The organism is Arenimonas sp., from assembly GCF_041913985.1.
GTDB lineage: Bacteria > Pseudomonadota > Gammaproteobacteria > Xanthomonadales > Xanthomonadaceae > Arenimonas.
Map to the genome: position 1 here is coordinate 1 of NZ_JAYSEG010000022.1, position 26195 is coordinate 26195.

Consider the following 26195-nt stretch of genomic DNA (forward strand, 5'->3'; position numbering starts at 1 on the left):
TCGCCCCCACAGTCCAAAACAGACTAGCGTTGCGATGACCGGTTGAGACCGCCGCCTTTATTTCGCGGGAATCGACCCTCGCCTTCACGGCGCGTCCGGACCGGGGCACCCGGTTGGCTGGACGAAAGGCCCGTGGCTGTCCGCTCCGATGCTTGCGCGTCCCGCTCGGGGCCGGAGCGAGGCATTTTTCTTGCGGATCAGGCTGGGCTAAGTCGGTCCGGGCACGAAACAGGGCATGACCTGTCGTTCGCGTCCCGCCGGACGCGGGGTGTGGCTGCCTCGCCAGCATGGAAGACGGCCAGTACGAACCGGCTCGCCGCCCGGCGGCGGGTGTGGGTTCGCGGCGGGCACACCGAAGCCTCCGGCATCTGAGCAGACTATCCGGGTTGGCGACGAGCCCTTCGCCTCAGCCCCGCACCCGCCGCCGGGCGGCGAGGACTCTCACGCTGGCCACCTTCCACGCTGGCCCTGCCGCCGCATCAAGTGTCCGAAGGGACACGCAGGCGTGCACGTGCTGGCGGCAAGTACGTGGACCCGCTCAACCCACCGGATCGGCAAGAGAAATCCTTCCCTGCGGCCCGGGTCGAAACGCGCAAGCATCGCAGCGCGCGCTACCTGCCCTTCGTCACGAAACCGGATGCAATGCACCGGCGCCGCCGTGAAGGTGAAGGTCTCCTCCTGCGAAATGGAGGCTTCACTGAGCAGGAGGAGACCTTCACCTCCGCGGTGGGGACGGCGCGGTCCCGGACTCGGGAGAAGAGCCAAATGAAAGGGCCGGCGGTTTCCCGCCGGCCCTTCGTCACGCGGTGAAGCGGGCGCCGGTCAGAACTTGATGTCGGCGCGCAGGTACCAGAAGCGGCCACCCGGGATGTCGTAGGTGGACGCGTCGTAGCCGTTGAGCGAGCACGACAGGCAGATCGGCGGGTCGTTGTCGAACACGTTGTTCACGCCCACGGCGACGCGCAGGTCGTTGAACTGCTCGAAGCGATAGCCCAGCTGCATGTCGTTGTACGTGGTGGCCTCGAGCACGTTGATGCCCGTGGCCGGGTTGGAGCAGACCGGGAAGCCCACCGCGCGGCCGCACTCCTCGCGCAGCTCGCTGATGTGGCGCAGGGTCCACGAAGCGTCGAAGTTGCCGCGCTTGAAGTCCAGGGTGAAGTTCGAGGTCCACTCCGGGATGGCGCTGTCGACCACCTCGATGCCCGGGCCCTGCGGCTGCACCTGGCCGGCGGCGCCGACGGCCTGGTAGTCGCCGACGAAGGTGTTGCGCCACGAGGCCTTGAACTGGCCGAAATCGGTGGCGGGGAACACCCAGAACAGGTCCACGTCCCAGCCGTCGGTGTCGATGGTGCCGAGGTTGGTCAGGCGGTTGTTGAAGCCGTTGATGCCGCCGGTGACGGCGCGGCTGATGCCGTCGCAGTACAGCGCGTCCAGGGTCTGCACGCACAGGTCGAGCTGGGTCTGGGCGTCGATGGCCTGGATGGCGCCTTCGATCTCATGCCGGTAGTAGGTGACCTCGAAGTCCACGCGCTCGGCCCAGGCCGAATCCTCGAGGAAGCCCGGGCTCCAGATGAAACCGGCCGAGAAGCTCTTGGAGCTTTCCGGGTCCAGCTGGTCGTTGCCGCCGGTGGTGACCGAGATCTGCGGGTTCGGCTGCTGGTAGTTCGCCGGCACGCCCAGCGCGGCGCAGTTGCCGGCCAGGGACGGGTTGAGCAGCGGCGTGTCGCAGGGGTCGTTGAGCTGGGCGTCGAAGCGGCTGGCCGAACCGAACAGCTCGCCGATGGACGGCGCGCGGAAGCCCTCGGCGTAGCTGGCGCGCAGCACCAGTTCCTCGACCAGCTGGAAGCGCAGGCCGTACTTCGGGGTGAACTCCGAGATGCCGGTGGAGTAGTCGGAGTAGCGGCCGGCCACGGTGAAGTCGAGCTTCTGGCCGATCTCGGTGTCCTGCAGCAGCGGGAAGTTGAGCTCGAAGAACAGCTCGCTCACGTCGTACTTGCCCGAGGTGGGCAGGGACGGCACGCCGTTGTAGTCGCCGGCGATGGTGAGCGCGTCGGGCTGGTACCAGCCCTTCAGGCGGCGATGCTCGAGGCCCGCGGCGAAGTCCACCGAACCGGCCGGCAGCTCGAACAGGCTGCCGGAGAGGTTGGCCGTGAACAGCGCCAGCTCGTTCTTGCTCTCGTCGCGCACCACCGGCTGGATCCAGGCCAGCATGGCCGGGGTGATGGTGCCCGGGCCGCCGAAGATGTTGAGCGGCGTGCAGCCCGCCACGGCCGCGCAGGCCGCCGGGTTGCCCAGGGCCAGGGCGATGTTGCGGATGTTGTAGCTGCCGAAGTTGGTCTGCTCGGCCTTGTTCTCGCTGAAGGCCATGTTGACGTCCCAGTACAGCGTGCGCTGGCCGGCGTCGAACACGCCCTCGAGGCCGGCGCCGACGTACCAGGTGTCCACGTCCTGCTCGAACACGCGCGCGCCGCCTTCCACCGGGCGACGGCCGATCAGGATGAGGTTGGTGGCCGAGTCGAGGTCGAAGCCGAACGGGTTGAACGGGTTCAGGGCCGAAATGAAGATGTTGTCGGCCTGCGGGTTGCCGGTGCCGGCTTCCGGGCCGAAGAACAGCGGCTCGGGCGCCGCCTGGTTGGTGGACTCGCGGCGGTTGTAGAGCACCTTGGCGTAGCCGCTCACCGCGTCGCTGAACTCGAAGCGCACCTGGCCGAAGGCGCCCATGCGCTCGGACGGCGTCAGCAGCAGGTTGTACTGCGAGAAGTTGAAGCGGTCGGCGGTGGAGAAGCAGTGGTAGTCGTCGGTGCGCACGCAGCCGATCTGCGAGCCGTCGTAGCTCGGGTCGCTGGCGCCGTTGTTGGGCGTGATGTCGAGCACCTCGCCGGTGTTCGGGTCGACGAAGATGAAGCGGCCGGTCGGCGTGCCCGAGCTGCCGAAGGACAGGCCCGTGCCCGGCACCGGGAAGCTCGACTGCTCGCGGTCCTTCGAATAGATCACGTCCTGGTCGGTGTAGCTCAGGCCCAGGAAGAAGTTGGCGCGGTCGGTGCTGCCGCCCCAGGCCAGGTCGATGGACTTGGTGGCGCCGTCGCCTTCGCTGTACTCGCCGTACTGCGCGTTGACCGAGATGCCCTCGAAGTCCTTGCGGGTGATGATGTTGATCACGCCGGCGATGGCGTCCGAGCCGTACAGCGAGGACGCGCCGTCCTCGAGCACTTCGATGCGCTCGATGATGGCCAGCGGGATGGTGTTGAGGTCGGTGGCCGAACCCACGCCCGAGGCGGAGGCTTCGTTGACCCAGCGCACGCCGTCCACGAGGACCAGCACGCGCTTGGAGCCCAGGTGGCGCAGGTCGGCCTGCGCGGAACCCGCGCCGACGCCGCTGCCGTCCGGCGGGAAGCCGAAGTTGCCGCTGGAGTTGAACTTGGTGTTGAGCGCCGAACCCGAACCCGTCAGGGACTGGATGATGTCGGCGACGGAAGTAAGGCCGCTGCGGTCGATGTCCTCGCGCGTGATGCGCTGCACGGGCACCAGGCCTTCGGCTTCCGAGGTCTTGATGCGCGTGCCGGTGACCTCGACGCGGTCGAGCGTCTTGACCTCTTCGGACGGCGCGTCCTGCGCGGCGACCGCCGCCGGGATCAGTGCGAACAGCAATGCACCGCGGACCGCCTGGCTCAGGCGGGTAGTACGGATGGTCTTCATTGCATTCCCCATGGGTTGGTGGTGCCGGCGCCTTGCCCCCAATGCCCCGGCTGTCTCCCTTGTAAAGAAATCGTCAAAGGGCGACAAGCGTCACGCTTTCTTAACCCGTTACCGGACAAGGACAAACCGGGCCGGTTTCGTTCAGGGAGCCAGCCAGACGCTGGTGCCCACCACCGCCAGGAAGACCGCGAACACCCGGCGCAGCGCCGGGCCGCTGAGCCGGTGGGCCAGCCGGGTGCCCAGGGGCGCCGTGAGCACCGAGGCCACCGCGATGCCCACCGCGGCGGGCAGGAACACATAGCCCCAGCTGCCGGCCGGCAGGCCCTGCGGCGCCCCCTGCAGGGCGTAGCCGGCGGCGCTGGCCAGGGCGATGGCCACGCCGCAGGCGCTGGAGGTGCCCACCGCCCGCACCGGGCGCACGCCGCGCCAGACCAGCAGGGGCACGGTCATGCTGCCGCCGCCGATGCCCACCAGGGCCGACACCGCGCCGATGCCGGCGCCTGCGGCGGTGTAGCCGGGGCCGCGCGGCGCGTCGGCGCGTTCGAGCCGCGAGCGCGGCCAGTCCAGCGCCATCTGCGCCGCGGCCAGGTAGCAGTACCCGGCGATGAAGACGCGCAGCCAGGCCCCCTCGAGCGCCGTGGCCAGGCCGCTGCCCAGCCAGCCGCCCAGCACCAGGCCCGGCACCAGCCAGGCCACCGTGGGCCAGAGCACGCTGCCGCGCCGGTGGTGCGCCCGCGCCGAGGACAGCCCGGTGAGCACGATGCTCGCCAGCGCGGTGGCCAGGGCCACGTGCACGGCGTGTTCCGGCGGAATGCCCTGGGTGGGCAGCAGCCACACCAGCGCGGCCACCAGCACCAGGCCGCCGCCGATGCCCAGCAGGCCGGCCAGCACGCCGGCCACCGCCCCGAGGGCGAGGTAGATCAACCAGGCCAGGCTCATGCGGCGCGGGCCGCGCGGTGGGCGGAGGAGTCGGAAGGCATGGGCTAGACTCTGCCTCATGTCGCGCCGAATTCCGAGTTTCCTGGCCCTTTGCCTGCTGGCTGGCGCCAGCCTGGCGCAGGACCGCCCCCCCGACCTCTCCGGCGAGCGCCGCGCCGTGCTCGAAGCCTTCCGCCTGGCCGAACTGGGCCAGCTGGACAAGGCCGGCCGCGCCCGCGTGGCCGACCACCCGCTGCTGCCCTGGATCGACGCCACGCAGCTGCGCAGGCAGCTGGCCGGCACGCCGGCGAACGAGGTGCGCGCCGCCCTGCGCCGCCACGACGGCACCGCCGCCGCCGACTGGCTGCGCGAGGCCTGGCTGCGCGAGCTGGCGAAGCAGTCGCGCTGGGCCGACTTCCTGGCCGACTACCGCGACCAGTCCGCCACCGACCTGCGCTGCGCCCACCTGGCGGCGCGCCTGGCCACCGGCGCCACCGACGCCGCCTGGATCGCCGACGGCCGCGCACTCTGGCTCAGCGCCGAAACGCTGCCGGCGGCCTGCGACACGCCCTTCAAGTCGCTGCAGTCGCTGGGCCAGCTCGACGCCGACCTGCGCTGGCAGCGCATCGAACTGGCCGCGCTCGCCGGGCAGACCGGGCTCGTGCGCTTCCTCGCCGGCGGCCTGCCCACCGGCGACGCCGCGCTGGCGCGCGACTACGCCGACTTCATCGACGCGCCGCACGCCCGCGCCGCCGGCTGGCCGAAGACGCCGCGCAGCCGCGCCATCGCCGCCGAAGGCCTGGCCCGCCTGGCCAAGCGCTCGCCCGACGCCGCCGGGGCGCAGCTGGCCACGCTGGCGCCCGCGCTGGATTTCGGCGAGGCCGAACGCGGCAAGGTCCTTTACCAGGTTGCGCTGTGGACCGTGGCCTCCTACCTGCCCGGCTCGCGCGAACGGCTCGAGGCCGTGCCCGAGTCCGCCTACGACGAGCGCCTGCACGAATGGCGCGCCCGCGAAGCCATGAACCGCCGCGACGACGCCGGCGCCCTGCGCGCGATCGAACGCATGCCCGCCGCGCAGCGCCAGGACCCGCGCTGGCAGTACTTCGAAGCGCGCCTGCGCGAGCGCCTGGGCCAGCACGACGCGGCGAAGGCGCTTTACCTGCAGGCCGCCGGCACCGCCACCTTCCACGGCTTCCTTGCCGCCGACCGCAGCGGCCAGCCGTACGCGCTGTGCCCGCTGGAACCGTCGAAGGACCCGGCGCTGCGCGCCCGCGTGGCGCGCGACCCGGGCCTGGTGCGCGCACTGGAGCTGTGGGAAATCGAGCGCCTGTCGCTGGCCACCCGCGAATGGGCGGCGCTGCTGCGGGTCCTTTCGCCCGAGGAACGCAAGGTGGCGATCGAGTTCGCGCGCGACGCGCACTGGTACGACCGCGCCGTCTTCACCATCGGCGACACGCCCGACGACCTGCGCCACTACTCGCTGCGCTTCCCGCTGCACCACGAGAACGTGCTGCGCCGCGAGGCGCGCCGGCACGGCATCGACCCGGCCTGGGTGGCCGCGCAGACCCGCGCCGAAAGCGCCTTCATGCCCAACGCGCGCTCGCACGCCGACGCCCGCGGCCTGATGCAGCTGCTGCCCTCCACCGCGGCGCGCACCGCGCGCAAGCTGGGCATCGCCTTCAACGGCGCGGCCAGCCTGTACCAGCCCGAGACCAACCTGGTGCTGGGCATCGCCCACCTGCGCCACGAGCTCGACCAGCACGGCGGCATCGCCTACCAGGCCATCGCGGCCTACAATGCCGGCCCGACGCCGGTGCAGCGCTGGAACCGCGACCGTCCCGGCTTCGACCCGGATTTCTGGATCGAAACCGTGACGTACAAGGAAACCCGCGACTACGTCGCGCGTGTGCTGGCCTTCAGCGTCATCTACGATTGGCGCCTGGACGGCAGCGCGGTGCCGGTGGGCGAGCGCCTGCTCGGCCGCACCGTCGCCAAGTCCGCCCGGCGTCCCTTCGCCTGCCCCCTCAGCCCTGGTTCCCTGCCCACGCCATGATCCCGCTCAAGCTCGTCGTCCTCGGTGGCACCGGTTTCGTCGGCCGCCACCTGGTGGCCCGCCTCGCCGCCGACGGCCACGCCATCACCCTGCTCAGCCGCAACCTCGGCGTTCACCACGAGCGCCTGCTGCCGCCCGGCGTGGTGCTGCGCGAAGTGGACGTGTACGACCCGGATGCGCTGCGCCATGCCTTCGCCGGCGCCGACGCGGTGATCAACCTGGTCGGCATCCTCAACGAGAAGGGCGACAACGGCCGCGGTTTCCGCCGCGCCCACGTCGAGCTGACCAAGCTGGTGCTGGCGGCGATGCAGCTGGCCGGCGTGCGCCGCCTGCTGCAGATGAGCTCGCTCAACGCCGGCCGCGGCCACAGCCATTACCTGAAGTCGCGCGGCGAAGCCGAGGCGGCGGTGAAGGCCTCGGGCCTGGACTGGACCATCTTCGAGCCGTCGGTGATCTTCGGGCCGGGCGACGGGCTGTTCTGCCGCTTCGCCGCACTCATCCGCCACGCCCCGGCGCTGCCGCTGGCGCGCGCGAACGCGCGCTTCGCGCCGGTGTACGTGGGCGACGTGGTGGAAGCCATGGTGCGCTGCCTGCACGAGCGGCGCAGCCGCGGCGAGGTGTACGAGCTCTACGGGCCGGACGTGTACACGATGGCCGAGATCGTGAAGATGACCGCGCGCCAGTGCGGCCTGCGCCGCTTCGTGCTGCCGCTGCCGGACGCGCTGGGCCGCCTGCAGGGCCTGGTGTTCGACTTCGTGCCGGGCAAGCCGTTCTCGTCGGACAACTTCCGCTCCCTGCTCACCGATTCGGTGGGCGGCATCGACGGCCTGCACCGCCTGGGCATCACGCCCACGCGCGTGGCGGCCAAGTTGCCGGAAATCCTGGGGCACGCCGCGGACCGCCAGGCCCGCTACGCCCGCTTCCGCGCGGCGCGCTGAACCCATGCGGCGCTACCTGGTCGGCGGCGCGGTGCGCGACCGGCTGCTCGGCCTGCCGGGCGGCGACCGCGACTGGGTGGTGGTGGGCGCCACGCCGGAGGAAATGATCCGCGCCGGCTACCTGCCGGTGGGCAAGGACTTCCCGGTGTTCCTGCACGCGCAGACGAAGGAAGAGCACGCGCTGGCGCGCACCGAGCGCAAGACCGCGCCGGGCTACCACGGCTTCGTCTTCCACGCCGCGCCCGACGTGACGCTGGAACAGGACCTGGCGCGCCGCGACTTCACCATCAACGCCATCGCGGAAGCCGAAGACGGCACGCTGGTGGACCCGTACGGCGGCCAGCGCGACGTGGACGCGCGCGTGCTGCGCCATGTCTCGCCCGCCTTCGCCGAAGACCCGGTGCGCATCCTGCGCGCGGCGCGCTTCCTGGCGCGGTTCGCGCCGCTCGGCTTCACCATCGCGCCGGAAACGCTGCAGCTGATGCGCGGGATGGTGGCGGCGGGGGAAGTGGACCACCTGGTGCCCGAGCGCGTGTGGCAGGAGCTGAAGAAGGCGCTGGAAATGCCGCAGCCCTCGGCGGCCATCGCCCTGCTGCGCGACTGCGGCGCGCTGGCGCGGCTGCTGCCGGAAGTGGACGCGCTCTACGGCGTGCCGCAGCGCCCGGAATACCACCCCGAGGTGGACACCGGCGTGCACCTGGAAATGGTGCTCGACATGGCCGCGCGGCTGGCGCCGGGCGACGCGCTCATCGGCTTCTGCGCACTCACCCACGACCTGGGCAAGGCGCTCACGCCGAAGGACCAGCTGCCGCGCCACGTCGGCCACGAACACGGCGGCGTGCGGCCGCTGCGCGCGGTGTGCGCGCGCTACAAGGTGCCGGCGGAATACGCGGCGGTGGCGGAAATCGTCTGCCGCGAACACCTGAACATCCATCGCCTGGCCGAGCTGCGCGCGGACACCGTGCACGAGCTGATCGCCCGCTGCGACGGCTTCCGCAAGCCCGAACGCATCCGCCAGCTGGCCATCGCCTGCGAAGCCGATGCCCGCGGCCGCCTGGGCCGCCAGGAAACGCCCTACCCGTCCGCGGCCCTGCTGCTGGAGCTGCACGCCGCCGCCGCGGCCATCTCCGCCGGCCACGCCGTCGCCTCCGGCCTCAGCGGCCCCGACGTCGGCGAGTGGCTGCGCAAGGCGCGCATCGCCGCGATCCAGTCCGCCAAGGAATAGGCGTCAGCCACCCAGGCGGCGGTCGAGGTGCTGGAGCAGCCTGGCGGCCGGGGTGAACGAGAGCGACAGGCCGAGGGCGACGCCGGCGGTGTTGGCCAGCGCGTCGCGCAGGTCGCCCAGGCGCACGGTGGTGAGCGTGGCCTGCGCCAGTTCCATGGCCACGCCCAGCGCCACCAGCGACAGCGCCGCCAGCAGGTGCGCCTTGCGTGTTCGGAAAAGGGCCACCGCCCAGAAGCTGAGCGTGAAGTAGGCCAGGAAATGCCCGACCTTGTCGGAATCGGGCGCGTCCGGCAGCGGCAGCGTGGGCACCAGCGAAAGCACCACGCACAGCACCCAGCCGCAGAGCCACAGCCCCAGCCAGAGCCGGGGGCGGCGGAATTCGCGCATCACAGCCGCCGGCTCAGGTCGCCACGCGCGAACGCCGGGCGGATGTCCACGCCGCGCTGGAAGGCCATGGCCTGGAAACGTTCGCCCATCTCGCCCGGCAACGTGAGGCGCTTGACCTCGTTGGTGCGGCGATGGCGCAGCACCGGGTCTTCGATGGCCTCGATCACCGCCAGCCGTTCGGCCAGGCCGCTGTTGAGCAGGAAGCTGGCCTGGGCGCAGTAGCCGGCCAGGTCGAAGCCGGCGCCCACGCCGGCCTCGGCCAGCGCGGTGAAATCCACGAAGGCGGTGATGTCGGTCAGGCCCGGCAGGTGGAAGGGGTTGCCGTGCGCGTGGTGGCGGTAGTGGCAGACCAGGGTGCCATCGCTGCGCTCGGGCAGGTAGTACTCGCGCCGCGGGTAGCCGTAGTCGACGAACAGCATCGCGCCGTCGACGAGCAGGCCGCCCACGGCCTGGATCCAGTAGGGCAGCTGCGGCAGCAGTTCCGAACGGTAGCCGTCGGCGAAGGGCGCGCCGATATCGCGTTCGACGTGGCGCACGGCCGCGTGCAGCATCGCGTCGGCCGGCTGCTGCACGCTCACCAGTTCGCCGTCGGCGCCCAATGCCACGAATTCCTCGAACACCTCGCCGCCGTGGATGGCGAAACGCGGCGTCGGCAGTGCGTCGATCACCTCGTTGGCGAACAGGAAGCCGCGCCATTCCTCTTCGGGCGGGCCATTGAGCCAGCGCACGCGCGCGAACACCTCCGGCGCCAGCGCCTCGCGCAGGCGCTGCTGCTGGCGCTCGCGCAGGTCGGCGCTGGGCTCGAGGATGAGGTACTGCGCGGGCAACGCCCCGAGCTCCTGCAGCCGCTGCAGCGCCGCCTCGGCGAAGGCGCCGCTGCCGCCGCCCAGCTCCAGGAAATCGGCCTGGCCGCCCAGCTGTTCGAACACCTGCGCGGCGCACTGCGCCACGCACTCGGCGAAGGTGGGGCCCAGCTCGGGCGAGGTGACGAAATCGCCCTCGGCGCCGAACTTGCGGGCGCCGGCGCTGTAGTAGCCCAGGCCCGGCGCGTACAGCGCCAGCTCCATGTAGCGGGAAAAGGGGATGGCGCCGCCGGCGGCGGCCACCTGGGCCTTCACCAGCGCCAGCAGGCGGTCGCTGTGGGCGCGGGCGTCGGCATCGGGGGTGGGTAGCGGGGTGCTCATGTTGGAATCTTCATGTGCCAGCGCGCAGGATACCGGCAAACGCACGGAGCCCCGCCCAATGCCTGCCGAACGTCCCGTCGCCCTGGTCACCGGCGCCGCCAAGCGCGTCGGCGCCGCCATCGCCCGCCGCCTGCACGCCGCCGGTTACGACCTGGCCCTGCACCACCGCCATTCCGGCGCCGACATGGCTGCGCTGGTGGCCGGGCTCGAGGCCGCGCGGCCCTTCAGCACCCTGGTGCTGCGGGCCGAACTGGCCGACGCCGCGGCCCTGCCCGACCTGGTCACCGCCACCGAGGCGCACTTCGGCCGCCTCGACGCGCTGGTGAACAACGCAAGCGCCTTTCGCCCCACGCCGCTCGGCCACGCCACGCCGGCGGACTGGGACGAGCTGTTCGCCTCGAACGCGCGCGCGCCCTTCTTCCTGGCGCAGGCCGCGGCGCCGGCGCTGCGCCGCGCCGGCGGCGCCATCGTGAACCTCGGCGACATCTACGGCGAGCGGCCGCTGGCCAACCACCCGGTCTACTGCATGGCCAAGGCCGCGCTGCTGATGCTGACGCAGTCGCTGGCGAAGGAGCTGGGCCCCGAGGTGCGCGTGAACGCCGTGGCGCCCGGCGCGGTGATGTGGCCCGAGGAAGGCAAGGCCGAACACGAGAAGGGGGCGATGCTGGCCGCGACCGCGCTCAGGCGCGCCGGCGAGCCCGACGACGTGGCCGAAGCCGTGCGCTGGCTGCTGCAGGACGCCCGCTACACCACCGGCCAGGTCATCCGCGTCGACGGCGGCCGCTCCCTCAACCTCTGAGTTATTTCGGGCGGAAGGCGGCCTGCAGTTCGCCGCCGCCGAAGCCGGCCGGGGCGGTGCCGTCCACGGCATAGCGGTACACCGCCGCGGCGTAGATGCCCGACAGCGCCGCCTGCACCACCGCCACCAGCGCGATGGCGATGGCGCCCAGCACCGCCACGGTGATGGCCACGGCGGCGCCGGCGATGAGCGCCGCGGCCACCGTCAGGCCCACCGCCAGCACTACCACCAGCGCGGTGAGCAGGCCGAAGGCCAGGTTGATGCCCACGTTGCCCACCACGTTCTCGCCCCAGGTGCGCTTGAGCAGGTCGACGCTCTCCTTCACCGCGTCCACCGGGCCGATGTCGCGCGACACCAGGATGGGCACCACCAGGAAGGTGGCGAGCGTCCAGGCCATGCCGATGAGCCCGATGATGATCTTGCCCACCGCGCCGGCGCGTTCGCCCAGCATCTTCAGCACCAGGCCCACGGTGGCCGCAAGCGCGGCGTAACCGAGGATGGCGCCGAGCTTGCCGCGCGCGATGCGCAGGCCGTCGGCCACGGTCGGGTCGCCGCCCTCGAGGCGGATCATGGCCGCGCCCACCAGGGCGGTGTTGAAGAAGAAGATGACGAAATACTGGCTGAGGTAGAACAGGAAGCCGACGACCGCGCCCATCGGCCCGATCTCGCCGCCCTCGAACAGGCGCAGCCCCAGCACCGGCACCAGGAAGGTGGCCGCCACCAGCAGGGTGGCGATCGCGGAGATGACCGGGAACAGCAGCAGTTCCTTGTCGGTGCGCAGCACGCCGGCGCTGGCCTTGACCAGGTGCCAGCTGCGGGAAACCTTGTCGAACATGGCGCCACCTCCGCGGGATTCGTGTGCCGATCATGCGATTGCGCCCAAGGCCCCGCAAGGCCGGAAGTCACCCCTGCGCTGCCTATAATCGCGGCAGGCCAACCCGGACGACCCGATGACCCTTCGCCTGGCCGCGCTCGCGGCAACCACCGGCCTGGCCCTGCTGGCCGGCTGCCAGCGCGCGCCCGCGCCGGATGCCGCCGACACCCCGGCCGCCACCGTCGCCAGCACGCCCGCCGACGCCGTGCGCGGCCGCGTGGCGGCGCACTGGTTCGGCCGCCAGTGGCCGAAGAACTTCCTGCCGGGCTTCCGCCGCGAACACGTGGCAGACGATTTCGCCCAGCTCAAGGCCGACGGCTTCGACACCGTGGTGCTGCTGGTGGCCTGGGGCGATTTCCAGCCGGTGTTCTCGCCCTGCTGCACCTACGACGAGCGCGCCTTCGAACGCCTGCGCTTCCTGCTCGACCAGGCCGACGCCGCCGGCCTGAAGGTGATGCTGCGCCTGGGCTACGGCTGGAGCTTCCACCCCGACGCGGGCGACGTGGGCGACCGCCAGCAGCGCGTGCTCAACGACCCGGCCGCGCGGGAGGCCTTCCTGGCCTTCCTGGCGCGCATTTCGAAGGAAACCGCAGGCCGCGATGGCCTGGTGCTGTCCTTCCTGAGCTGGGAAGACCTGTGGCTGCGCCGCGTGGACGACAGCGCCGCCGGCACCTGGGCTGAATTCCTCGCCACGCACCCCGCCGGCGAGCCGCGCCCCGCCGCCCTGCCCGACCCGGTCGCCGACGCGAAGCTTTTCCACGCCTACTGGGACTGGCTGCTGGTGGAGGAATTCGTCGCCCCGGCCGCGCCGCTGTTCCCGGCGCTGTCGCTGGAGGCGCGCGTGGATAGCGACCCGCGCTTCGAAACCGGACCCGACGGCGCGCCGGTGGTCGCCGAGTGGATCAGCCACGACGGCATGCTGCGCCTGCCCGCCGGCCAGCCGCTTACGCTGTACTGGGCGCCCTACTGGGGCGCGCTCAACCAGGGCGAACAGCTGCCCGCCACGCGCAGCCTGGAACTGCTGGACGCGATGCTGGCGCAGGTGGCGGAGAAATCCGACGCGCCCGTCTTCATCGACCAGTTCAACGTGGTGGACAACACGCCGGGCCACGAGCACAACGCGGTGATCCGGCCCGAGGAAACCGCGGCCTTCCTGCACGCCTCCGTGTGCACCATGAAGCGCCGCGGCGTGCTCGGCTACGGCTACTGGACCACGCGCGACTACGCCGAAAGCCCGCTGCACAACCCGGCCTTCGGCTACGGCCTCGAAGGCTGGACGCTGCGGCGCGCGCAGGGCGAACCGGCGCAGGCGCTGGAGGCCCTGCCCAGCGGCGATTTCCAGCTGGCCTTCGCCGCCGGCGACCACCTGGCGCAGCTCATCCCGCCGCGCCGCGGGCGCCTGCCGCGCGCCGACGACGCCCGCCCCGACCAGGCCTGCGTCGAAGCCGAGGTGCGCACGCCGGGCGTGCTCGAAGTCAGCGCCGGCGGCAAGCGCGTGCCGCTGCGCTTCGACGCCACCGGCCTGCAGCGCCGCTGCGCCGGCCTGGCGCCGCAGCCGGGCGCGGAAGGGCTCGCCTTCGACGTGCACGCCCGCAGCGGCGAGTTCGCGCTGCGCGACCTGTCGCTGTTCGACCACGTGCAGTACGGCGGCCTGTACGACCTCGACGGCCGCCCCGCGGCGCTGCTGGAGCCCGTGCAGCGCATGAACCGCGACTTCCGCGGCGACGCCGCGCGCTGCGACTAGCCCAGCCGCAGCGGGTCGGTGGCCGGCGGCGAGGCCGCTTCCGGGTGCGCGGCCCACAGCTCGGCCAGCGTGCGGCCGTCACCGGGCACGCGGTAGCCGGGCGCGATGTCGGCCAGCGGCTTGAGCACGAAGGCGTGGCGCAGCTCGGGCCGCGGCAGTTCCAGGTTGCCCGGGCCCTTGAGCACGCGCTGGTCGTAGAACACGATGTCCACGTCGATCGGGCGGCTGGAGAAACGCGGGCCGCTGCGGTCGCGGCCCAGACGCTCCTCGAGCGCGTGCAGCCAGTCGTTGAGCTCGTAGGGATCGAGCGTCGTTTCAATGACGGCGGCGGCGTTGAGGAAATCCGGCCCCTCGAAGCCCACCGCCGGCGTGCGGTACACCGGCGAAAACACCACCGCGCCGAAACGTTCGCGCAGCGCCCCGGCGGCGGCGCGCAGGTTGGCTTCGGCCTGCTGGTTGCTGCCCAGGCTCAGCCAGGCGGTGCCCATCAGCGGGCGCGGCGCTCGATGATCACGCCCACGGCCTTCGAGCCGCGCACGGCACCGGGCTTGCTCAGCTTCAGGCGCACGTGGGAGACGCCGAACTCGCCGAGGATGATGGCGGCGCAGCGTTCGGCCAGGGTCTCCACCAGGCCGAAATCGGACTCGGACACGAACTGGATCAGGCGCTTGCTCACCGCCTTGTAGTCGAGCGTGTCGGCGATGTCGTCGGTGGCGGCCGGCAGCGTGTTGTCGAACGCCATCTCGATGTCGAGCACGACGGGCTGGCGGATCTTGCGCTCCCAGTCGTAGATGCCGATGACGCACTCGATCTCGAGCGCCTCGATGAAAACCTTGTCCATGGGGTGTCCCGGGTTCAAACAGGCGGCAAGCTTGCCATGTCCCAGCGTGGCGTCACGGTGACGGCCGGGGTTTCGCGCTGGCCGGCCTGCAGGCGAAGGGCGCCGGCGAAGGCGATCATGGCGCCGTTGTCGGTGCAGAAGGCCGGGCGCGGGAAGCACACGCGACCTGTGGGAGGGCCTTCAGGCCCGACTTGCTTCGTCGGGCCTGAAAGCCCTCCCACAAGGGCCTGCAGGCGGGCGCGCAGGCGAACGTTCGCACCCACGCCGCCGGCCACCACCAGGGTGCGGATGCCGGTCTGGTCCAGCGCGCGCTGGCACTTGATGGCCAGGGTCTCGACCACCGCGTCCTCGAAGCCGCGGGCGATGTCGGCCCGGGTTTCCGGCGTCTGGTCGGAGGCCTGCCAGGCCAGCAGCACCTGGGTCTTGAGCCCCGAGAAGCTGAAATCCAGGCCCGGCCGGTCGGTCATGGGGCGGGAGAAGGCGTAGGCGCCAGGGCGGCCGGTTTCGGCCAGGCGGGCCAGCTCCGGGCCGCCGGGGTAAGGCAGGCCCATGAGCTTGGCGGTCTTGTCGAAGGCCTCGCCGGCGGCGTCGTCCAGGGTTTCGCCCAGCAGGCGGTATTCGCCGATGCCGGCCACCTCCACCAGCTGGGTGTGGCCGCCCGAGACCAGCAGGGCCACGAAGGGCGGCCTGAGCGTGGGGTCTTCCAGCAGCGGGGCCAGCAGGTGGCCTTCCATGTGGTGCACGCCCACGGCCGGCAGGTCCAGGGCCCAGGCCAGGGCCCGGCCGGCGGCGGCGCCCACCATCAGGGCGCCCACCAGGCCGGGGCCGGCGGTGTAGGCCACGCCGTCCAGGTCGGCCGGGGCCAGGCCGGCCTCGGCCAGGGCCTCGCGGACCAGGGGCAGCAGCTTGCGCACGTGGTCGCGGCTGGCCAGCTCGGGCACCACGCCGCCGTATTCGGCGTGCAGGGCCACCTGGGTGTAGAGGGCGTGCGCGAGCAGGCCGCGGTCGGTGTCGTACACCGCCACGCCGGTTTCGTCACAGCTGGTTTCGATGCCCAGGACGCGCATGTGGCTGTTTTTCGGGGCTTTCCGGCCGGATTCAAGGGGAAAGGCACGGTTTGGCTTGCCTGCCGCCCCGGGACCCGCGTATCATACGCGGCTCGCCGGCCAAGCCGGGCGAAATCCACGTATCCAGGAATTCCACAATGCCGTCTGTCAAAGTCCGCGAAAACGAGCCGTTTGAGTTTGCGCTGCGTCGCTTCAAGCGCACTTGCGAGAAGGCCGGCGTGCTCGCCGAAACCCGCAAGCGCGAGTTCTACGAGAAGCCGACCCAGGAGCGCAAGCGCAAGGCCGCCGCCGCGGTGAAGCGCCAGCTGCGTCGCAGCTCGCGCGACGTCACCAAGCGCCAGCGCCTGTACTGAGTCGCGTTGCTTGCCAGAAAGCCGGCACGCGCGAGCGTGGCCGGCTTTTTGTGTTTCTGACTCCAGGAGAACCCCTATGAGCCTCAAGACCCAGCTGACCGAAGACATGAAGGCCGCGATGAAGGCCGGCGAGAAGGACCGCCTGGCGGTCATCCGCCTGATCAACGCCGCCATCAAGCAGAAGGAAGTGGACGAGCGCGTGGAGATGACCGACGCGCTGGTGCTGGCCGTGCTGGAGAAGATGGTCAAGCAGCGCAAGGATTCGATCAGCCAGTACGAAGGCGCCGGCCGCGAGGACCTGGCCGCCATCGAGCGCTACGAGCTGGGCGTGATCGAGGCCTACCTGCCGGCCAAGATGTCCGAGTCCGAGGTGCAGGCCGCCATCGACGCGGCCAAGGCCGAAACCAACGCCGCCGGCCCCGCCGACATGGGCAAGCTGATGGCCGTGCTCAAGCCGCGCCTCGCCGGCCAGGCCGACATGGGCCTGGTCTCGCAGCTCGTTAAAAAGGCCCTGGCGGGCTGAGCCCCCGGGCTTCGGAAGGTTCTTATCTTCAACACGGATCAGATCGGATCCAAAAGCGGATAAACACGGATAGAGCGCTTTCAGATTAAGAGCGCTTTTGCCCTATCCGCGTTTATCCGCTTCCATCAGATCTGATCCGTGTTCAAAACCCAAATCCCATCGAAGCCGACCCCCGGCACGCCGCCGGGGGTGGGTTTTCGGGCATCCTAGGCGGCGATGGCACGGATCCCCGACGCGTTCATTGACGACCTGCTGGCCCGGACGGACATCGTCGAGGTCGTGGGTTCGCGCGTGCCGCTCAAGCGCCAGGGGCGCGAGTATTCGGCGCGCTGCCCCTTCCACGACGAGCGCTCGCCCTCGTTCACGGTGTCGCCGACCAAGCAGTTCTACCACTGCTTTGGCTGCGGCGCGCACGGCACCGCCATCAGCTTCCTGATGAACTACGACCGCCTCGAGTTCCTCGACGCGGTCGAGGAGCTGGCCAAGCGCGTCGGCCTGGAAGTGCCGCGCGACACCCGCCAGCGCAACGAGAGCGGCGAGTCGCGCGAGCTGTACGCGGCGGTGGAAGCGGCCGCGCATTTCTTCCAGCAGCAGCTGCAGGCCAGCGCCAAGGCCAAGGCCTACCTCGAACGCCGCGGCGTGGACGCCGAGAACCGCGCCCGCTTCGGCATCGGCTACGCGCCCGAGGGCTGGGAAGGCCTGAAGTCGGCGCTGGGCACCGACGCGCGCCGGCTGGCCCTGCTCGAGAAGGTGGGCCTGTTTTCGCGCAACGACAGCGGCCGCGTCTACGACAAGTTCCGCGACCGGGTGATGTTCCCCATCCACGACCGCCGCGGCCGCGTCATCGCCTTCGGCGGGCGCGTGCTGGAAAAGGACGACGGGCCGAAGTACCTCAACTCGCCCGAGACCGTGCTCTTCCACAAGGGCCGCGAACTCTACGGCCTGTGGCAGGTGCGGCAGGCGCACGCGAAGATCCCGCGGCTGATCGTGGTCGAGGGCTACATGGACGTGGTGGCGCTGTTCCAGTACGGCGTGAACACCGCCGTGGCCACGCTGGGCACGGCCACCACGCCCGACCACGCCGAGCTGCTGTTCCGCAACGCGGCCGACGTGTTCTTCTGCTTCGACGGCGACCGCGCCGGCCGCGGCGCGGCGTGGAAGGCGCTTGAATCGGTGCTGCCGCGCATGCGCGACGGCCGCCAGACCTTCTTCCTGTTCCTGCCCGAGGGCGAAGACCCGGACACCATCGTGCGCAAGGAAGGCGCGGCCGGTTTCGACGCGCGCCTGGCGCAAGCCATGCCGCTGTCGGAGTTCTTCTACAACGAACTGTCCAAGGACGTGAACCTGGCCGGCATGGAAGGCAAGGCGCGCCTGGCCGAACGCGCCAAGCCGCTGCTGGCGGGCATTCCCGACGGCGCCTTCCGCGACCTGATGCTGCAGCGGCTCACCGAAATGACCGGCGTCGGCCAGCGCGCCGCGGCGGCCGAGCCGGCCAGGCCCGCGCCGTCGGTGCGCCCGGGCCGCGGCGGCGCGCCGGCGCCCAAGCGCAGCCTGGTGCGCACGGCCATCGCGCTGCTGCTGCAGAAGCCGGCGCTGGCGGCGGCCATCGAACCGCCCTACCTGTTCGGCGCGCTGCGCCAGCCGGGCATTCCCCTGCTGGTGGAACTGGTGTCGCTGGCGCGCGAACGGCCGGGCATCACCACCGGCGCCGTGCTCGAGCATTTCGCCGGGCGCGAGGAAGAGGCGGCGCTACAGAAACTGGCGCTGCAGGTCTTCCCCGGCGACGAATCCGGCTGGCGTGCGGAACTGCTCGACGCCCTCGCCCAGCTCGACCGCCAGGTCCGCCAGCAGCGCGTGGAAGAGCTGCAGGCCCGCATCAACGAAGTGGGCATGTCCGGCCTCAGCGCCGACGAAAAAGCCGAACTCCGCGACCTCCACGCCTCCCGCTGAAAAGAATAGGGGTCAGAGTACTAATTCCCCGGCGGGGAATTAGTACTCTGACCCCTCAACTTTGCTTCACGCGACCGCGGCGCGGGGGGCGGCTATGCTCGGGGTTCCGTTTCAAAGGGGACCCCGGAATGCGTACGACCAGCCTGCTGCTTTGCCTGGCGCTGATGGCGCCGCCCGCGTTTGCCGATGCACCCGCCGTGGCGCGGGTGGAGGTGGGCAACCGCGTCAGCGAGAACCTGCCCGAGGTGCCGGCGGAACTGGTGGAGCGGCTCGACCGCTACCAGAACACCCGCGGCGCCAGCTTCGCCGGCTGGCTGGAGGACGGCAGCCTGGTCGTCACCACCCGCTTCGCCGAAACCAACCAGGCCCACCGCGTGCGCACGCCGCTGGGCATGCGCGAGCAGCTCACCTTCTACCGCGAACCGATCAACGCCGTCGGCACCGCGCCGGCCAAGGGCGCCGACGGCTTCGTGTTCGGCAAGGACGTGGGCGGCTCCGAGTTCTGGCAGCTGTTCTGGTACGACCTGGCCAGCCGCGGGGTGACGATGCTCACCGACGGCCAGCGCAGCCAGAACACCACCCCGCTGTGGTCGCACGATGGCCGCCAGCTGGCCTGGGCCAGCACCGCCCGCAACGGCACCGACTACGACCTGTGGGTGCGCGACATGGCCACCGGCGAGGCCCGCATCGTGCTCGAGGAAGGCGGCCTGTGGACGCCGATGGACTTCTCGCCCGACGGCAGGCGCCTGCTTGTGCTGCGCTACGTCTCGATCAACGAGTCCTACCCGGGCGAACTCGACCTGGCCACCGGCAAGCTCGAGCTGTTCCCGGTCGACGGCGGCAAGGCCGCGTTCAACGCCTTCCGCTACGCCCCCGACGGCCGCGGCGTGTACTACGTTTCCGACGAGGAGCGCGAGTTCCTCACCCTGCGCCACCACGACCCGGCCGGCGGCGCGCCCACGCTGGTGAGCGGCCACGTGCCCTGGGACGTGTCCGAGCTCGCCATCGCCGACGACGGCAGGCACCTGGCCTACGTGGCCAACGAAGACGGCATCGGCAAGCTGCGCGTGCTGTCCCTGCCCGGGCACCGCGAAATCCCGCTGCCGGAACTGCCCATCGGCGTGATCGGCGGCCTGGGCTTCTCGCCCGACGGCCAGCGCCTGGCCTTCACGCTCAACAGCGCCACCTCGCCCAGCGACGTGTACGTGGTGGAGCTGGCCACGGCCACGCTGGTGCGCTGGACCCAGAGCGAAGTGGGCGGCCTGGACGCTTCGAACTTCCGTGCGCCCACGCTGGTGCGCTACCCCACCTTCGACAGCGTGGACGGCCAGCCGCGCACCATCCCGGCCTTCTACTACCGCCCCGAGGGCGAGGGCCCGTTCCCGGTGGTGGTGAACATCCACGGCGGCCCGGAATCGCAGGCCCTGCCGGTGTTCAACCCGACCATCCAGTTCATGCTCGAGGAGCTGAAGGTGGCGGTGCTGGTGCCGAACGTGCGCGGCTCGGCCGGCTACGGCAAGGGCTACCTGAAGCTCGACAACGGTTTCCTGCGCGAGGATTCGGTCAGGGACATCGGCGCCTTGCTCGACTGGATCGGCAAGCAGCCCGAGCTGGATGCGAACCGCGTGGGCGTGTCGGGCGGCAGCTACGGCGGCTACATGGTGCTGGCCAGCCTGGTGCACTTCCACGACCGCATCCGCGCCGGCATCGACGTGGTGGGCATCTCCGACTTCGGCACCTTCCTGGCCAACACCGAGAGCTACCGCCGCGACCTGCGCCGCGCCGAATACGGCGACGAGCGCATCCCGGAAATGAAGGCCTTCCACGACCGCATCGCGCCGCTCAACAACGCTGGCAAGATCACGGCGCCTTTGTTCGTGGCCCAGGGCTACAACGACCCGCGCGTGCCGTGGACCGAAGCCGAGCAGATCGTGAAGGCCGTGCGCGGCAACGGCGGCGACGTCTGGTACCTGCTGTTCAAGGACGAGGGCCACGGCTTCCGCAAGAAGGCCAACAGCGACTACTTCGGCGCGGCCAGCGTGCTGTTCTGGCAGAAGCACCTGCTGGCTAAATGACGCAACAAGGGCGGGGCAGCGCTGGCATCGCCAGTCCTGCCCCGCCCCCGAAGGTCTTGCCTAGCGGTTGCCGCCCGGCTGCGGCGCCGGCTGCGGCTGCGGATACATCACGTAGGGTGGCTGCGGCAGGTAGGTGGGCTTGGGGTGCGAAACGGCCTCGCCCGCCAGCGAATCGGCCCGCAGCGTGCGCGTCCCGAACGACACCGGCACCAGCACCGTGGCGGGCTCGGCCACGCCGTTGCGGCGCGCCGGCTCGAAGCGCCAGCGCTTGACCGCGGCAATGGCGTTGCGCGCATAGACCGGGCTGAGCTGGTTGTCCTGCACGGCCACCTGCACCGGCTTGCCGGTTGCGTCGAGGTCCACCCGCATCACCACGGCGCCGATCAGCACCGCGTCCGCGCGTCCGGCCAGCGACGGCAACCGGGCCGGCTTGGCCAGGATGGCGCGCGGCGGCTCATACCCCGCCTCGGGCGCGGCGCCGCCGGCCAGCGTGACCTCCGGCGTCGGTGTGCGGGGCGTGTCGCCCTGCGGCGTCGGCGGGCGCGGCAGCGGCGCGGGTTCCTGGATGAAGCGCGGCGCCGGGGCCTCGCGCAGCGGGGCGCGTTCGGCGGCGGGCGCGACGGGCGCGACAGGCGCCACGGCCGGCGTGGCCTCAACCGGAGCCACGGGCGCCACGACGGCCAAGTGGGTGGCGGCCATCGGCGCGGGGGCCGGGGCGCCGGACTCGACCGCCAGCGAAGGCAGCGGTGCGCTGGCGGCCGGCGCGGCGATGGCGGGCAACATCACGATCGTGGGCGGCTGGTGCTGCCAGAGCGCGGCGGCGGTGGCCGAGGTGGCGAGCAGGGCCAGTCCGGCCCCCAGCAGCAGCCGGGACGGTCCCGGCAAGGGTTTGCTGAGCATGGTGATTCTCCAGGCGAGGGGATGGCTGGACTGCCATGCGCAGCCGACCGGCAGTCCAAGGTCGGCCAGCTGCGTGTTCAGGAGCGCGGTCGCGTAGGCGCGCCTCGCGCGAGGATGGTGGGCCAGCACGCTGGCGTCGCAGGCCAGCTCCTGGTCCTGGCGCAGGCGCGCCGCGGCCAGGTGCACCAACGGGTGGAACCAGAAGGCGCAGCGCAGAGCGCAGGCGAGCAGGTTCACCGCCAGGTCGCCGCGGCGCAGGTGGCAGCGTTCGTGCGCCAGCACGAGGGCGCGCTGCTCTTCGTCGTAGCGTTGTTCGAAATCGGAGGGCACGACGATGCGCGGTGCGAACACGCCGATCACCACCGGGCCGATGGCGTCCGTCCGCGCGGCCCAGCTGCCGTCCTCGCGCGGTCGCAGCGTGCCCAGCCGGCGGCGGAAGCGGCGCTGCTGCCGCACCAGCACGACGGCCAGCGCCAGCGCGCCCGCAGCCCAGGCCGAAATCAGCGCGGCGGACGTGGCGGGCGTGGTGGGGGCGTCGGCCACGGCCTGCGCGGGTGCGGGCTGGGGCACCGGCGCCGCCGCGTCGGCCAGCACCACCACGGCGGGAAGCGCCTCGGCCGGCACCTCACGCACCACGGTCGGGCCGGGCAGGCTCACCGCCAGCAGCGCGGCCGGAATCAGCAGCCACAGCCAGGGCACGCTGCGCGCGCCCAGCCAGCGCCGCCAGGGCGCGCGCAGGGCCAGCACCAGCACGATGGCCACCGCCAGCGCGAGGCTGGCGCGCAGGCCCCAGTCGAGCAGTTCAGCGGCCATCGTCGAAGCCCTCGATGAGCTTGCGCAGTTCGTCGATGTCGGCACGGGTGAGCTTGCGCTGCTCGCTGAAGTGCGCCACCAGCGGGGCGATGCGGCCGCCGAACAGGCGGTCGACCACGCCGGTGCTTTCCTCGGCCATCCAGTCGGCGCGCTGGAGCACCGGGCGGTAGCGGTAGCGGCGCCCCTCGCGCTCGGCGGAAATGGCGCCCTTGGTGAGCAGGCGGTTGATGAGGGTGCGCACGGTGCCCTCGGCCCAGCCCTGGGGCCCGGCCACGGCGGCGATCAGGTCCTCGGCCGTGGCCTCGCCCGCGGCCCACAGGGCCTGCATGACTTCGCTCTCCGCCTCGCTGATGGATATCGGGGCCATGGCCGTTCCTTTTACATTCGTAATTGGAACTTACTTTTACGCCCGTAAAACCAAAAGTCAAGCCCCAAAGAATAGGGGTCAGAGTACTAATTCCCTGCAGGGGAATTAGTACTCTGACCCCTATTCTTTGGGCGTCAGGGGGAGGGAACGAAGTCGAGTGTGGGTGTGGCGGCGACTGCGGGCAGCAGCCAGTGGTCCGCCAGCAGGAAGGCGAACAGGGCCATCAGGTACACGATGGAATAGTTGAACACCTTCATCGCGTACAGCTCGCCCGGCGGGTCGAGCAGGCGCACCGCGTACCACAGGAACACCGCGCCCAGCACCAGCGCGCCGCCCAGGTAGAACACGCCGCTCATGCCCGTGGCGAAGGGCAGCACCGTCACCAGCACCAGCAGCACCGTGTAGAACAGGATCTGCCAGCGCGTGTAGGGCACGCCGTACACCACCGGCAGCATGGGGATCATGGCCTTGGCGTAGTCGTCGCGGCGGAAGATGGCCAGCGCCCAGAAATGCGGCGGCGTCCACACGAAGATGATCAGCACCAGCAGCAGCGCGTACGGGTCGACGCCCCAGGGCGGCACGAAGCCGTCCACCGCCGCCCAGCCCAGCGCCGGCGGCGCCGCGCCGGCCAGGCCGCCGATGACGATGTTCTGCGGCGTGGCCCGCTTGAGCCAGCCGGTGTAGATCACCGCGTAGCCGATCAGCGACGCGAAGGTGAGCAGCGCCGTGAAACCGTTCACGCGCCAGGTGAGCAGCGCCATCGAAATCGCGCCCAGCACCAGCGCGAACACCAGCACCTGCACCGGCCGCAGCGAGCCGGTGGCCAGCGGGCGGTGCTGGGTGCGCGCCATCAGCACGTCGATGCGCTGGTCGAGCAGGTGGTTGATGGCCGCCGCCGACGACGCCGCCAGCCAGATGCCCACCGCGCCGAGCACGATGCGCTCCCACGGCCAGGCCTCGCCCGGCTCGATGGCCAGGAACATGCCGATGATGGTGGTGAACACGATCAGCGCCACCACGCGCGGCTTGGTCAGCTCCCAGTAGGCGGCCAGCGGCAGCTTCATTCGGGCGCCCGCAGGCGGGCCAGCAGGCCCACCACGGTGAACAGCAGCAGGGCCGCGCCGGCGTTGTGCGCCACGGCCACCCATAGCGGCAGGCCGGCGACGATGTTGCTGATGCCCAGCGTCACCTGCGTGGCCAGCAGCACCAGCAGCACGCTGCCCCAGAACACCAGGCCCGGGGTGCGCAGCATCCTGATGCCCACGAACAGCAGGTGGCCGGCGACCAGCAGCGCGAACAGGCGGTGCACCATCTGGATGGCCACGCGCGCGGGGCCGTCTAGCACGCCGCCTTCGTAATCCACGCCGATGCCGCGCCAGAGCACGAAGGCCTCGCCGTAGTCCTGCTCCGGCCACCACTGGCCCAGGCAGGTCGGGTAGTCGGTGCCGCAGGCCAGCGCGGCGTAGTTGGCGCTGGTCCAGCCGCCGAGCGCGATCTGCACCACCAGCAGGCCCAGGCTGATCCACAGCAGGCGGCGCAGCTTCGGCGCCTCGGCCACCACCAGCGCGGCCGAGGGCGTGGTCTTCCACGCCAGCCACACCAGCAGCGAGAAGGTGAGCAGGCCGCCCAGCAGGTGCGCCATCACGATCACCGGCTTCACCAGCCAGATCACCGTCCACATGCCGAGCACGGCCTGGAACACGATGACCATCAGGATGACGGCGCTGAAGCGCGAGGCGTCCACGTTCGACCAGCGCAGCGCCTGCACCAGCAGCACCAGTTCGCCGGCCAGCCACAGCGCCACCGAAAGTTCATGGTTCGGCTCGAGGCTGCCGCTGCCCATGTAGATCGGAATCGACAGGCCCACCAGCGCCGCCGCCGCGACCACGCTGGCCACGCCGCCCTTGCGCTTGCGCGCGGCCAGCAGCGCCAGCGCGAACACCATCAGGCCCAGCAGCGCGGCGATGTGCCGGTGGAACTGCTCGCGCCAGGCCTTGCCCACTTCCACCGCGCGCTCGAAGGATTCGTTCGCGGCGTGGATCTCGTGGTCCTGGGTGGGCCAGGTGGCCTTGCCGTAGCAGGTGGGCCAGTCGGGGCAGCTCAGGCCGGCGTTGGACAGGCGCACGAAGCCGCCGAACACGATGACGGTGAGCGCCAGCAGCACGGCGGCCCAGGCAAGGCGGTGGTAATGGCGGGAAGGAGAATTCATGGGCAGGCCTTACTTCAGCACACGTCCGAGGTCCTTGCGCATGCCGGACGGGTCGAAGCCCGGAGCGTAGCGCAGGACGAGGTAACCGTTGGGGTCGGCCAGGTAGGCCGGCAGGGCATCGGGGCGGGCCGCGTCGGGCAGGCGCGCGGCCAATTCGGCATTGGGCTGCATGGGCACCAGGCCCGGGAAGGCCGGGCCGCCGGCGGGCAGTTCGCCGAACCACAGCACCTTCAGGCGGTCGGCGTGCCGGCCTTCCGAGAGCCACACGCGGTGCAGCGCGTCGAGCATGCGCAGGCAGGGTTCGCCGCAGTTTTCCGGCGCCGTGAACACCACGTGCCAGTTGCGCGCGGTGGGGTTCCAGTCGAAGGCCTGGCCGTCGGCCTGCACCAGCGCGATGTCGCGCAGGTCGGGGTACGGGTCGAGCATCTCGCCGATGTTGCGCGTCTGCCCGGGCTTCCAGCCGCTGAAGAACAGCGTGGCGGCGACGCCGAAGCTGCCGAGGAACAGCGCCGCCACCAGCAGCAGCTGCAGGCGCGAGCGGGTTTGCGAAGGAGCGGTCATGGGCGTTTCCGGAACCAGAGGAGAAGGGTGACCACGGCGGCCGCGGCGGCCAGGCCGAACCACTGCAGGGCGTAGCCGCGGTGTTTTTCAGGCGGAAGGGTATTCGCCAGCAGCTCAAGGTCGCGTTCATGGCCCAGGGGCAGCGCCGGGTCCAGGCGCAGCACGCGCGGCGCCAGCGCCGGCAGTCGCCAGGCGGCGGCCACGGCGGCGGGCTCGAGCCGCAGGGCCAGCCAGCGTGCGCCGTCGTCGCGGGCCTCCAGGCCGGGACCCAGGCGCAGGCCCACGGCCGGCGGCGGCACCAGCAGGCCGGCCAGCGTGGCGGCGCCGCGGGGGCAGCCTTCCGTCGGCAGCGCCCGGTCGCCGGCCAGCGGCAGCCAACCCAGGTCCACCAGCAGCGGCGTGCCGGCCTCGGGCGCGAACGCGCAGTACAGGCGCACGCCCACCCGCTGGCCACGGCGCTGGTTGTCCAGCCACAGCGGCGGCGTGTCGAGGAAACGGCCGGCGCCGGACACCTTCAGCGCCCCCTCGCCCGCCTGCGTGCTGGCGGGGCCGAGCGGTCGCGCCGGCGCGGCGAGCGCGGCGGCGGCTTCGGCCAGCATCGCTTCCTTTTCCACGCCCCGGCCCAGCTGCCAGCGGCCCAGCGCCGAGAACCCCAGCGCCAGGCACAGGCCGAACGCGGCGAGCAGGACGCGGCGTTTCACCACGCGCGGCCCCGCGG

General features: G+C 71.4%; 23 protein-coding genes. 9 read left to right on the forward strand and 14 right to left on the reverse strand.

Annotated features, from left to right (window positions below):
• Positions 1-822: 822 nt before the first annotated feature.
• Together ACE3Q2_RS08885 and ACE3Q2_RS08890 are read right to left on the reverse strand one after the other, a co-directional pair.
• Positions 823-3696, reverse strand: coding sequence for a TonB-dependent receptor plug domain-containing protein (locus ACE3Q2_RS08885; protein ID WP_374473766.1), 2874 nt, complete (start codon positions 3694-3696; stop codon positions 823-825).
• Positions 3697-3837: 141 nt separating this feature from the next.
• Positions 3838-4635: a sulfite exporter TauE/SafE family protein gene (locus ACE3Q2_RS08890; RefSeq protein ID WP_374473767.1), complete on the reverse strand. Its 798-nt coding sequence runs from the start codon at positions 4633-4635 to the stop codon at positions 3838-3840.
• Positions 4636-4693: 58 nt separating this feature from the next.
• On the opposite strand from ACE3Q2_RS08890, the gene ACE3Q2_RS08895 reads away from it, so the two are divergent.
• Genes ACE3Q2_RS08895 through ACE3Q2_RS08905 form a run of 3 tightly spaced genes read left to right on the forward strand, consistent with a single transcriptional unit; the run spans position 4694 to position 8830 of the window.
• Positions 4694-6667: a transglycosylase SLT domain-containing protein gene (locus tag ACE3Q2_RS08895; protein WP_374473768.1), complete on the forward strand. Its 1974-nt coding sequence runs from the start codon at positions 4694-4696 to the stop codon at positions 6665-6667.
• Entirely contained in the window at positions 6664-7605 is a 942-nt protein-coding gene (locus ACE3Q2_RS08900) for a complex I NDUFA9 subunit family protein (protein WP_374473769.1), read from the forward strand. The genes ACE3Q2_RS08895 and ACE3Q2_RS08900 overlap by 4 nt, the downstream gene beginning before the upstream one ends.
• A 4-nt stretch (positions 7606-7609) precedes the next feature.
• Positions 7610-8830 carry a multifunctional CCA addition/repair protein gene (locus tag ACE3Q2_RS08905; RefSeq protein WP_374473770.1) on the forward strand — a complete coding sequence of 407 codons (1221 nt, stop codon included), beginning with the start codon at positions 7610-7612 and terminating at the stop codon, positions 8828-8830.
• Between the two features lie 3 nt (positions 8831-8833).
• Here ACE3Q2_RS08905 and ACE3Q2_RS08910 read toward each other — a convergent pair whose 3' ends face one another.
• A complete protein-coding gene (locus ACE3Q2_RS08910) occupies positions 8834-9217 on the reverse strand; it encodes a VanZ family protein (protein ID WP_374473771.1) in 384 nt (127 codons plus the stop codon).
• Entirely contained in the window at positions 9217-10401 is a 1185-nt protein-coding gene (locus ACE3Q2_RS08915; RefSeq protein WP_374473772.1) for a class I SAM-dependent methyltransferase, read from the reverse strand. The genes ACE3Q2_RS08910 and ACE3Q2_RS08915 overlap by 1 nt, the downstream gene beginning before the upstream one ends.
• 58 nt (positions 10402-10459) lie before the next feature.
• On the opposite strand from ACE3Q2_RS08915, the gene ACE3Q2_RS08920 reads away from it, so the two are divergent.
• Complete coding sequence (locus ACE3Q2_RS08920; protein ID WP_374473773.1) at positions 10460-11200, forward strand: pteridine reductase; 741 nt, start codon at positions 10460-10462, stop codon at positions 11198-11200.
• A 1-nt stretch (position 11201) separates the two neighbouring features.
• Here the strand turns inward: ACE3Q2_RS08920 and ACE3Q2_RS08925 are convergent, their stop codons facing one another.
• Positions 11202-12035 carry a DUF6159 family protein gene (locus ACE3Q2_RS08925; protein ID WP_374473774.1) on the reverse strand — a complete coding sequence of 278 codons (834 nt, stop codon included), beginning with the start codon at positions 12033-12035 and terminating at the stop codon, positions 11202-11204.
• Between the two features lie 115 nt (positions 12036-12150).
• Between ACE3Q2_RS08925 and ACE3Q2_RS08930 the strand changes: the two genes are divergently transcribed.
• A complete protein-coding gene (locus ACE3Q2_RS08930; RefSeq protein WP_374473775.1) occupies positions 12151-13818 on the forward strand; it encodes a hypothetical protein in 1668 nt (555 codons plus the stop codon).
• Here ACE3Q2_RS08930 and folK read toward each other — a convergent pair.
• From folK to tsaD, 3 genes are read right to left on the reverse strand one after another with little or no spacing between them, the layout of a single operon-like run.
• A complete protein-coding gene (gene folK, locus ACE3Q2_RS08935) occupies positions 13815-14306 on the reverse strand; it encodes a 2-amino-4-hydroxy-6-hydroxymethyldihydropteridine diphosphokinase (RefSeq protein WP_374473776.1) in 492 nt (163 codons plus the stop codon). The two genes, ACE3Q2_RS08930 and folK, sit on opposite strands and share 4 nt — an antisense overlap.
• Positions 14306-14659 (reverse strand): dihydroneopterin aldolase, encoded by a 354-nt coding sequence (gene folB / locus ACE3Q2_RS08940; RefSeq protein WP_374473777.1) that lies wholly within the window; start codon positions 14657-14659, stop codon positions 14306-14308. The genes folK and folB overlap by 1 nt, the downstream gene beginning before the upstream one ends.
• Before the next feature lie 14 nt (positions 14660-14673).
• Positions 14674-15726, reverse strand: a complete 1053-nt coding sequence (gene tsaD, locus ACE3Q2_RS08945; RefSeq protein WP_374473778.1) for a tRNA (adenosine(37)-N6)-threonylcarbamoyltransferase complex transferase subunit TsaD — start codon at positions 15724-15726, stop codon at positions 14674-14676.
• A 137-nt stretch (positions 15727-15863) separates the two neighbouring features.
• On the opposite strand from tsaD, the gene rpsU reads away from it, so the two are divergent.
• From rpsU to ACE3Q2_RS08965, 4 genes are all read left to right on the forward strand, one after another.
• Positions 15864-16079: a 30S ribosomal protein S21 gene (gene rpsU, locus ACE3Q2_RS08950; protein ID WP_002808376.1), complete on the forward strand. Its 216-nt coding sequence runs from the start codon at positions 15864-15866 to the stop codon at positions 16077-16079.
• A gap of 76 nt (positions 16080-16155) precedes the next feature.
• Positions 16156-16602 carry a GatB/YqeY domain-containing protein gene (locus tag ACE3Q2_RS08955; protein ID WP_374473779.1) on the forward strand — a complete coding sequence of 149 codons (447 nt, stop codon included), beginning with the start codon at positions 16156-16158 and terminating at the stop codon, positions 16600-16602.
• A gap of 216 nt (positions 16603-16818) precedes the next feature.
• The gene (gene dnaG / locus ACE3Q2_RS08960; protein ID WP_374473780.1) at positions 16819-18552 is read left to right on the forward strand and encodes a DNA primase; all 1734 of its coding nucleotides are present in this window, start codon (positions 16819-16821) and stop codon (positions 18550-18552) included.
• Between the two features lie 128 nt (positions 18553-18680).
• Positions 18681-20627 carry a prolyl oligopeptidase family serine peptidase gene (locus tag ACE3Q2_RS08965; protein ID WP_374473781.1) on the forward strand — a complete coding sequence of 649 codons (1947 nt, stop codon included), beginning with the start codon at positions 18681-18683 and terminating at the stop codon, positions 20625-20627.
• 60 nt (positions 20628-20687) lie between these two features.
• On the opposite strand, the gene ACE3Q2_RS08970 is transcribed toward ACE3Q2_RS08965, so the two are convergent.
• The 6 genes from ACE3Q2_RS08970 to ACE3Q2_RS08995 form a co-directional block, all read right to left on the reverse strand.
• The gene (locus ACE3Q2_RS08970) at positions 20688-22340 is read right to left on the reverse strand and encodes a TonB family protein (RefSeq protein WP_374473782.1); all 1653 of its coding nucleotides are present in this window, start codon (positions 22338-22340) and stop codon (positions 20688-20690) included.
• Complete coding sequence (locus ACE3Q2_RS08975; protein WP_374473815.1) at positions 22330-22698, reverse strand: BlaI/MecI/CopY family transcriptional regulator; 369 nt, start codon at positions 22696-22698, stop codon at positions 22330-22332. Before ACE3Q2_RS08975 ends, ACE3Q2_RS08970 begins: the two co-directional genes overlap by 11 nt.
• 143 nt (positions 22699-22841) lie before the next feature.
• Positions 22842-23771 carry a heme o synthase gene (gene cyoE / locus ACE3Q2_RS08980; protein WP_374473783.1) on the reverse strand — a complete coding sequence of 310 codons (930 nt, stop codon included), beginning with the start codon at positions 23769-23771 and terminating at the stop codon, positions 22842-22844.
• Complete coding sequence (locus ACE3Q2_RS08985; RefSeq protein ID WP_374473784.1) at positions 23768-24916, reverse strand: heme A synthase; 1149 nt, start codon at positions 24914-24916, stop codon at positions 23768-23770. Before ACE3Q2_RS08985 ends, cyoE begins: the two co-directional genes overlap by 4 nt.
• Positions 24917-24925: 9 nt before the next feature.
• Positions 24926-25477: a hypothetical protein gene (locus ACE3Q2_RS08990; RefSeq protein WP_374473785.1), complete on the reverse strand. Its 552-nt coding sequence runs from the start codon at positions 25475-25477 to the stop codon at positions 24926-24928.
• A complete protein-coding gene (locus ACE3Q2_RS08995; protein ID WP_374473786.1) occupies positions 25474-26178 on the reverse strand; it encodes an SURF1 family protein in 705 nt (234 codons plus the stop codon). The genes ACE3Q2_RS08990 and ACE3Q2_RS08995 overlap by 4 nt, the downstream gene beginning before the upstream one ends.
• Between the last annotated feature and the right edge of the window lie 17 nt (positions 26179-26195).

Coding starts and splice junctions, on each gene's coding strand:
- ACE3Q2_RS08885 (WP_374473766.1), bottom strand. CDS start 3,696: ATGAAGACCATCCGTACTACCCGCCTGAGCCAGGCGGTCCGCGGTGCA.
- ACE3Q2_RS08890 (WP_374473767.1), bottom strand. CDS start 4,635: ATGAGCCTGGCCTGGTTGATCTACCTCGCCCTCGGGGCGGTGGCCGGC.
- ACE3Q2_RS08895 (WP_374473768.1), top strand. CDS start 4,694: ATGTCGCGCCGAATTCCGAGTTTCCTGGCCCTTTGCCTGCTGGCTGGC.
- ACE3Q2_RS08900 (WP_374473769.1), top strand. CDS start 6,664: ATGATCCCGCTCAAGCTCGTCGTCCTCGGTGGCACCGGTTTCGTCGGC.
- ACE3Q2_RS08905 (WP_374473770.1), top strand. CDS start 7,610: ATGCGGCGCTACCTGGTCGGCGGCGCGGTGCGCGACCGGCTGCTCGGC.
- ACE3Q2_RS08910 (WP_374473771.1), bottom strand. CDS start 9,217: ATGCGCGAATTCCGCCGCCCCCGGCTCTGGCTGGGGCTGTGGCTCTGC.
- ACE3Q2_RS08915 (WP_374473772.1), bottom strand. CDS start 10,401: ATGAGCACCCCGCTACCCACCCCCGATGCCGACGCCCGCGCCCACAGC.
- ACE3Q2_RS08920 (WP_374473773.1), top strand. CDS start 10,460: ATGCCTGCCGAACGTCCCGTCGCCCTGGTCACCGGCGCCGCCAAGCGC.
- ACE3Q2_RS08925 (WP_374473774.1), bottom strand. CDS start 12,035: ATGTTCGACAAGGTTTCCCGCAGCTGGCACCTGGTCAAGGCCAGCGCC.
- ACE3Q2_RS08930 (WP_374473775.1), top strand. CDS start 12,151: ATGACCCTTCGCCTGGCCGCGCTCGCGGCAACCACCGGCCTGGCCCTG.
- folK (WP_374473776.1), bottom strand. CDS start 14,306: ATGGGCACCGCCTGGCTGAGCCTGGGCAGCAACCAGCAGGCCGAAGCC.
- folB (WP_374473777.1), bottom strand. CDS start 14,659: ATGGACAAGGTTTTCATCGAGGCGCTCGAGATCGAGTGCGTCATCGGC.
- tsaD (WP_374473778.1), bottom strand. CDS start 15,726: ATGCGCGTCCTGGGCATCGAAACCAGCTGTGACGAAACCGGCGTGGCG.
- rpsU (WP_002808376.1), top strand. CDS start 15,864: ATGCCGTCTGTCAAAGTCCGCGAAAACGAGCCGTTTGAGTTTGCGCTG.
- ACE3Q2_RS08955 (WP_374473779.1), top strand. CDS start 16,156: ATGAGCCTCAAGACCCAGCTGACCGAAGACATGAAGGCCGCGATGAAG.
- dnaG (WP_374473780.1), top strand. CDS start 16,819: ATGGCACGGATCCCCGACGCGTTCATTGACGACCTGCTGGCCCGGACG.
- ACE3Q2_RS08965 (WP_374473781.1), top strand. CDS start 18,681: ATGCGTACGACCAGCCTGCTGCTTTGCCTGGCGCTGATGGCGCCGCCC.
- ACE3Q2_RS08970 (WP_374473782.1), bottom strand. CDS start 22,340: ATGGCCGCTGAACTGCTCGACTGGGGCCTGCGCGCCAGCCTCGCGCTG.
- cyoE (WP_374473783.1), bottom strand. CDS start 23,771: ATGAAGCTGCCGCTGGCCGCCTACTGGGAGCTGACCAAGCCGCGCGTG.
- ACE3Q2_RS08985 (WP_374473784.1), bottom strand. CDS start 24,916: ATGAATTCTCCTTCCCGCCATTACCACCGCCTTGCCTGGGCCGCCGTG.
- ACE3Q2_RS08990 (WP_374473785.1), bottom strand. CDS start 25,477: ATGACCGCTCCTTCGCAAACCCGCTCGCGCCTGCAGCTGCTGCTGGTG.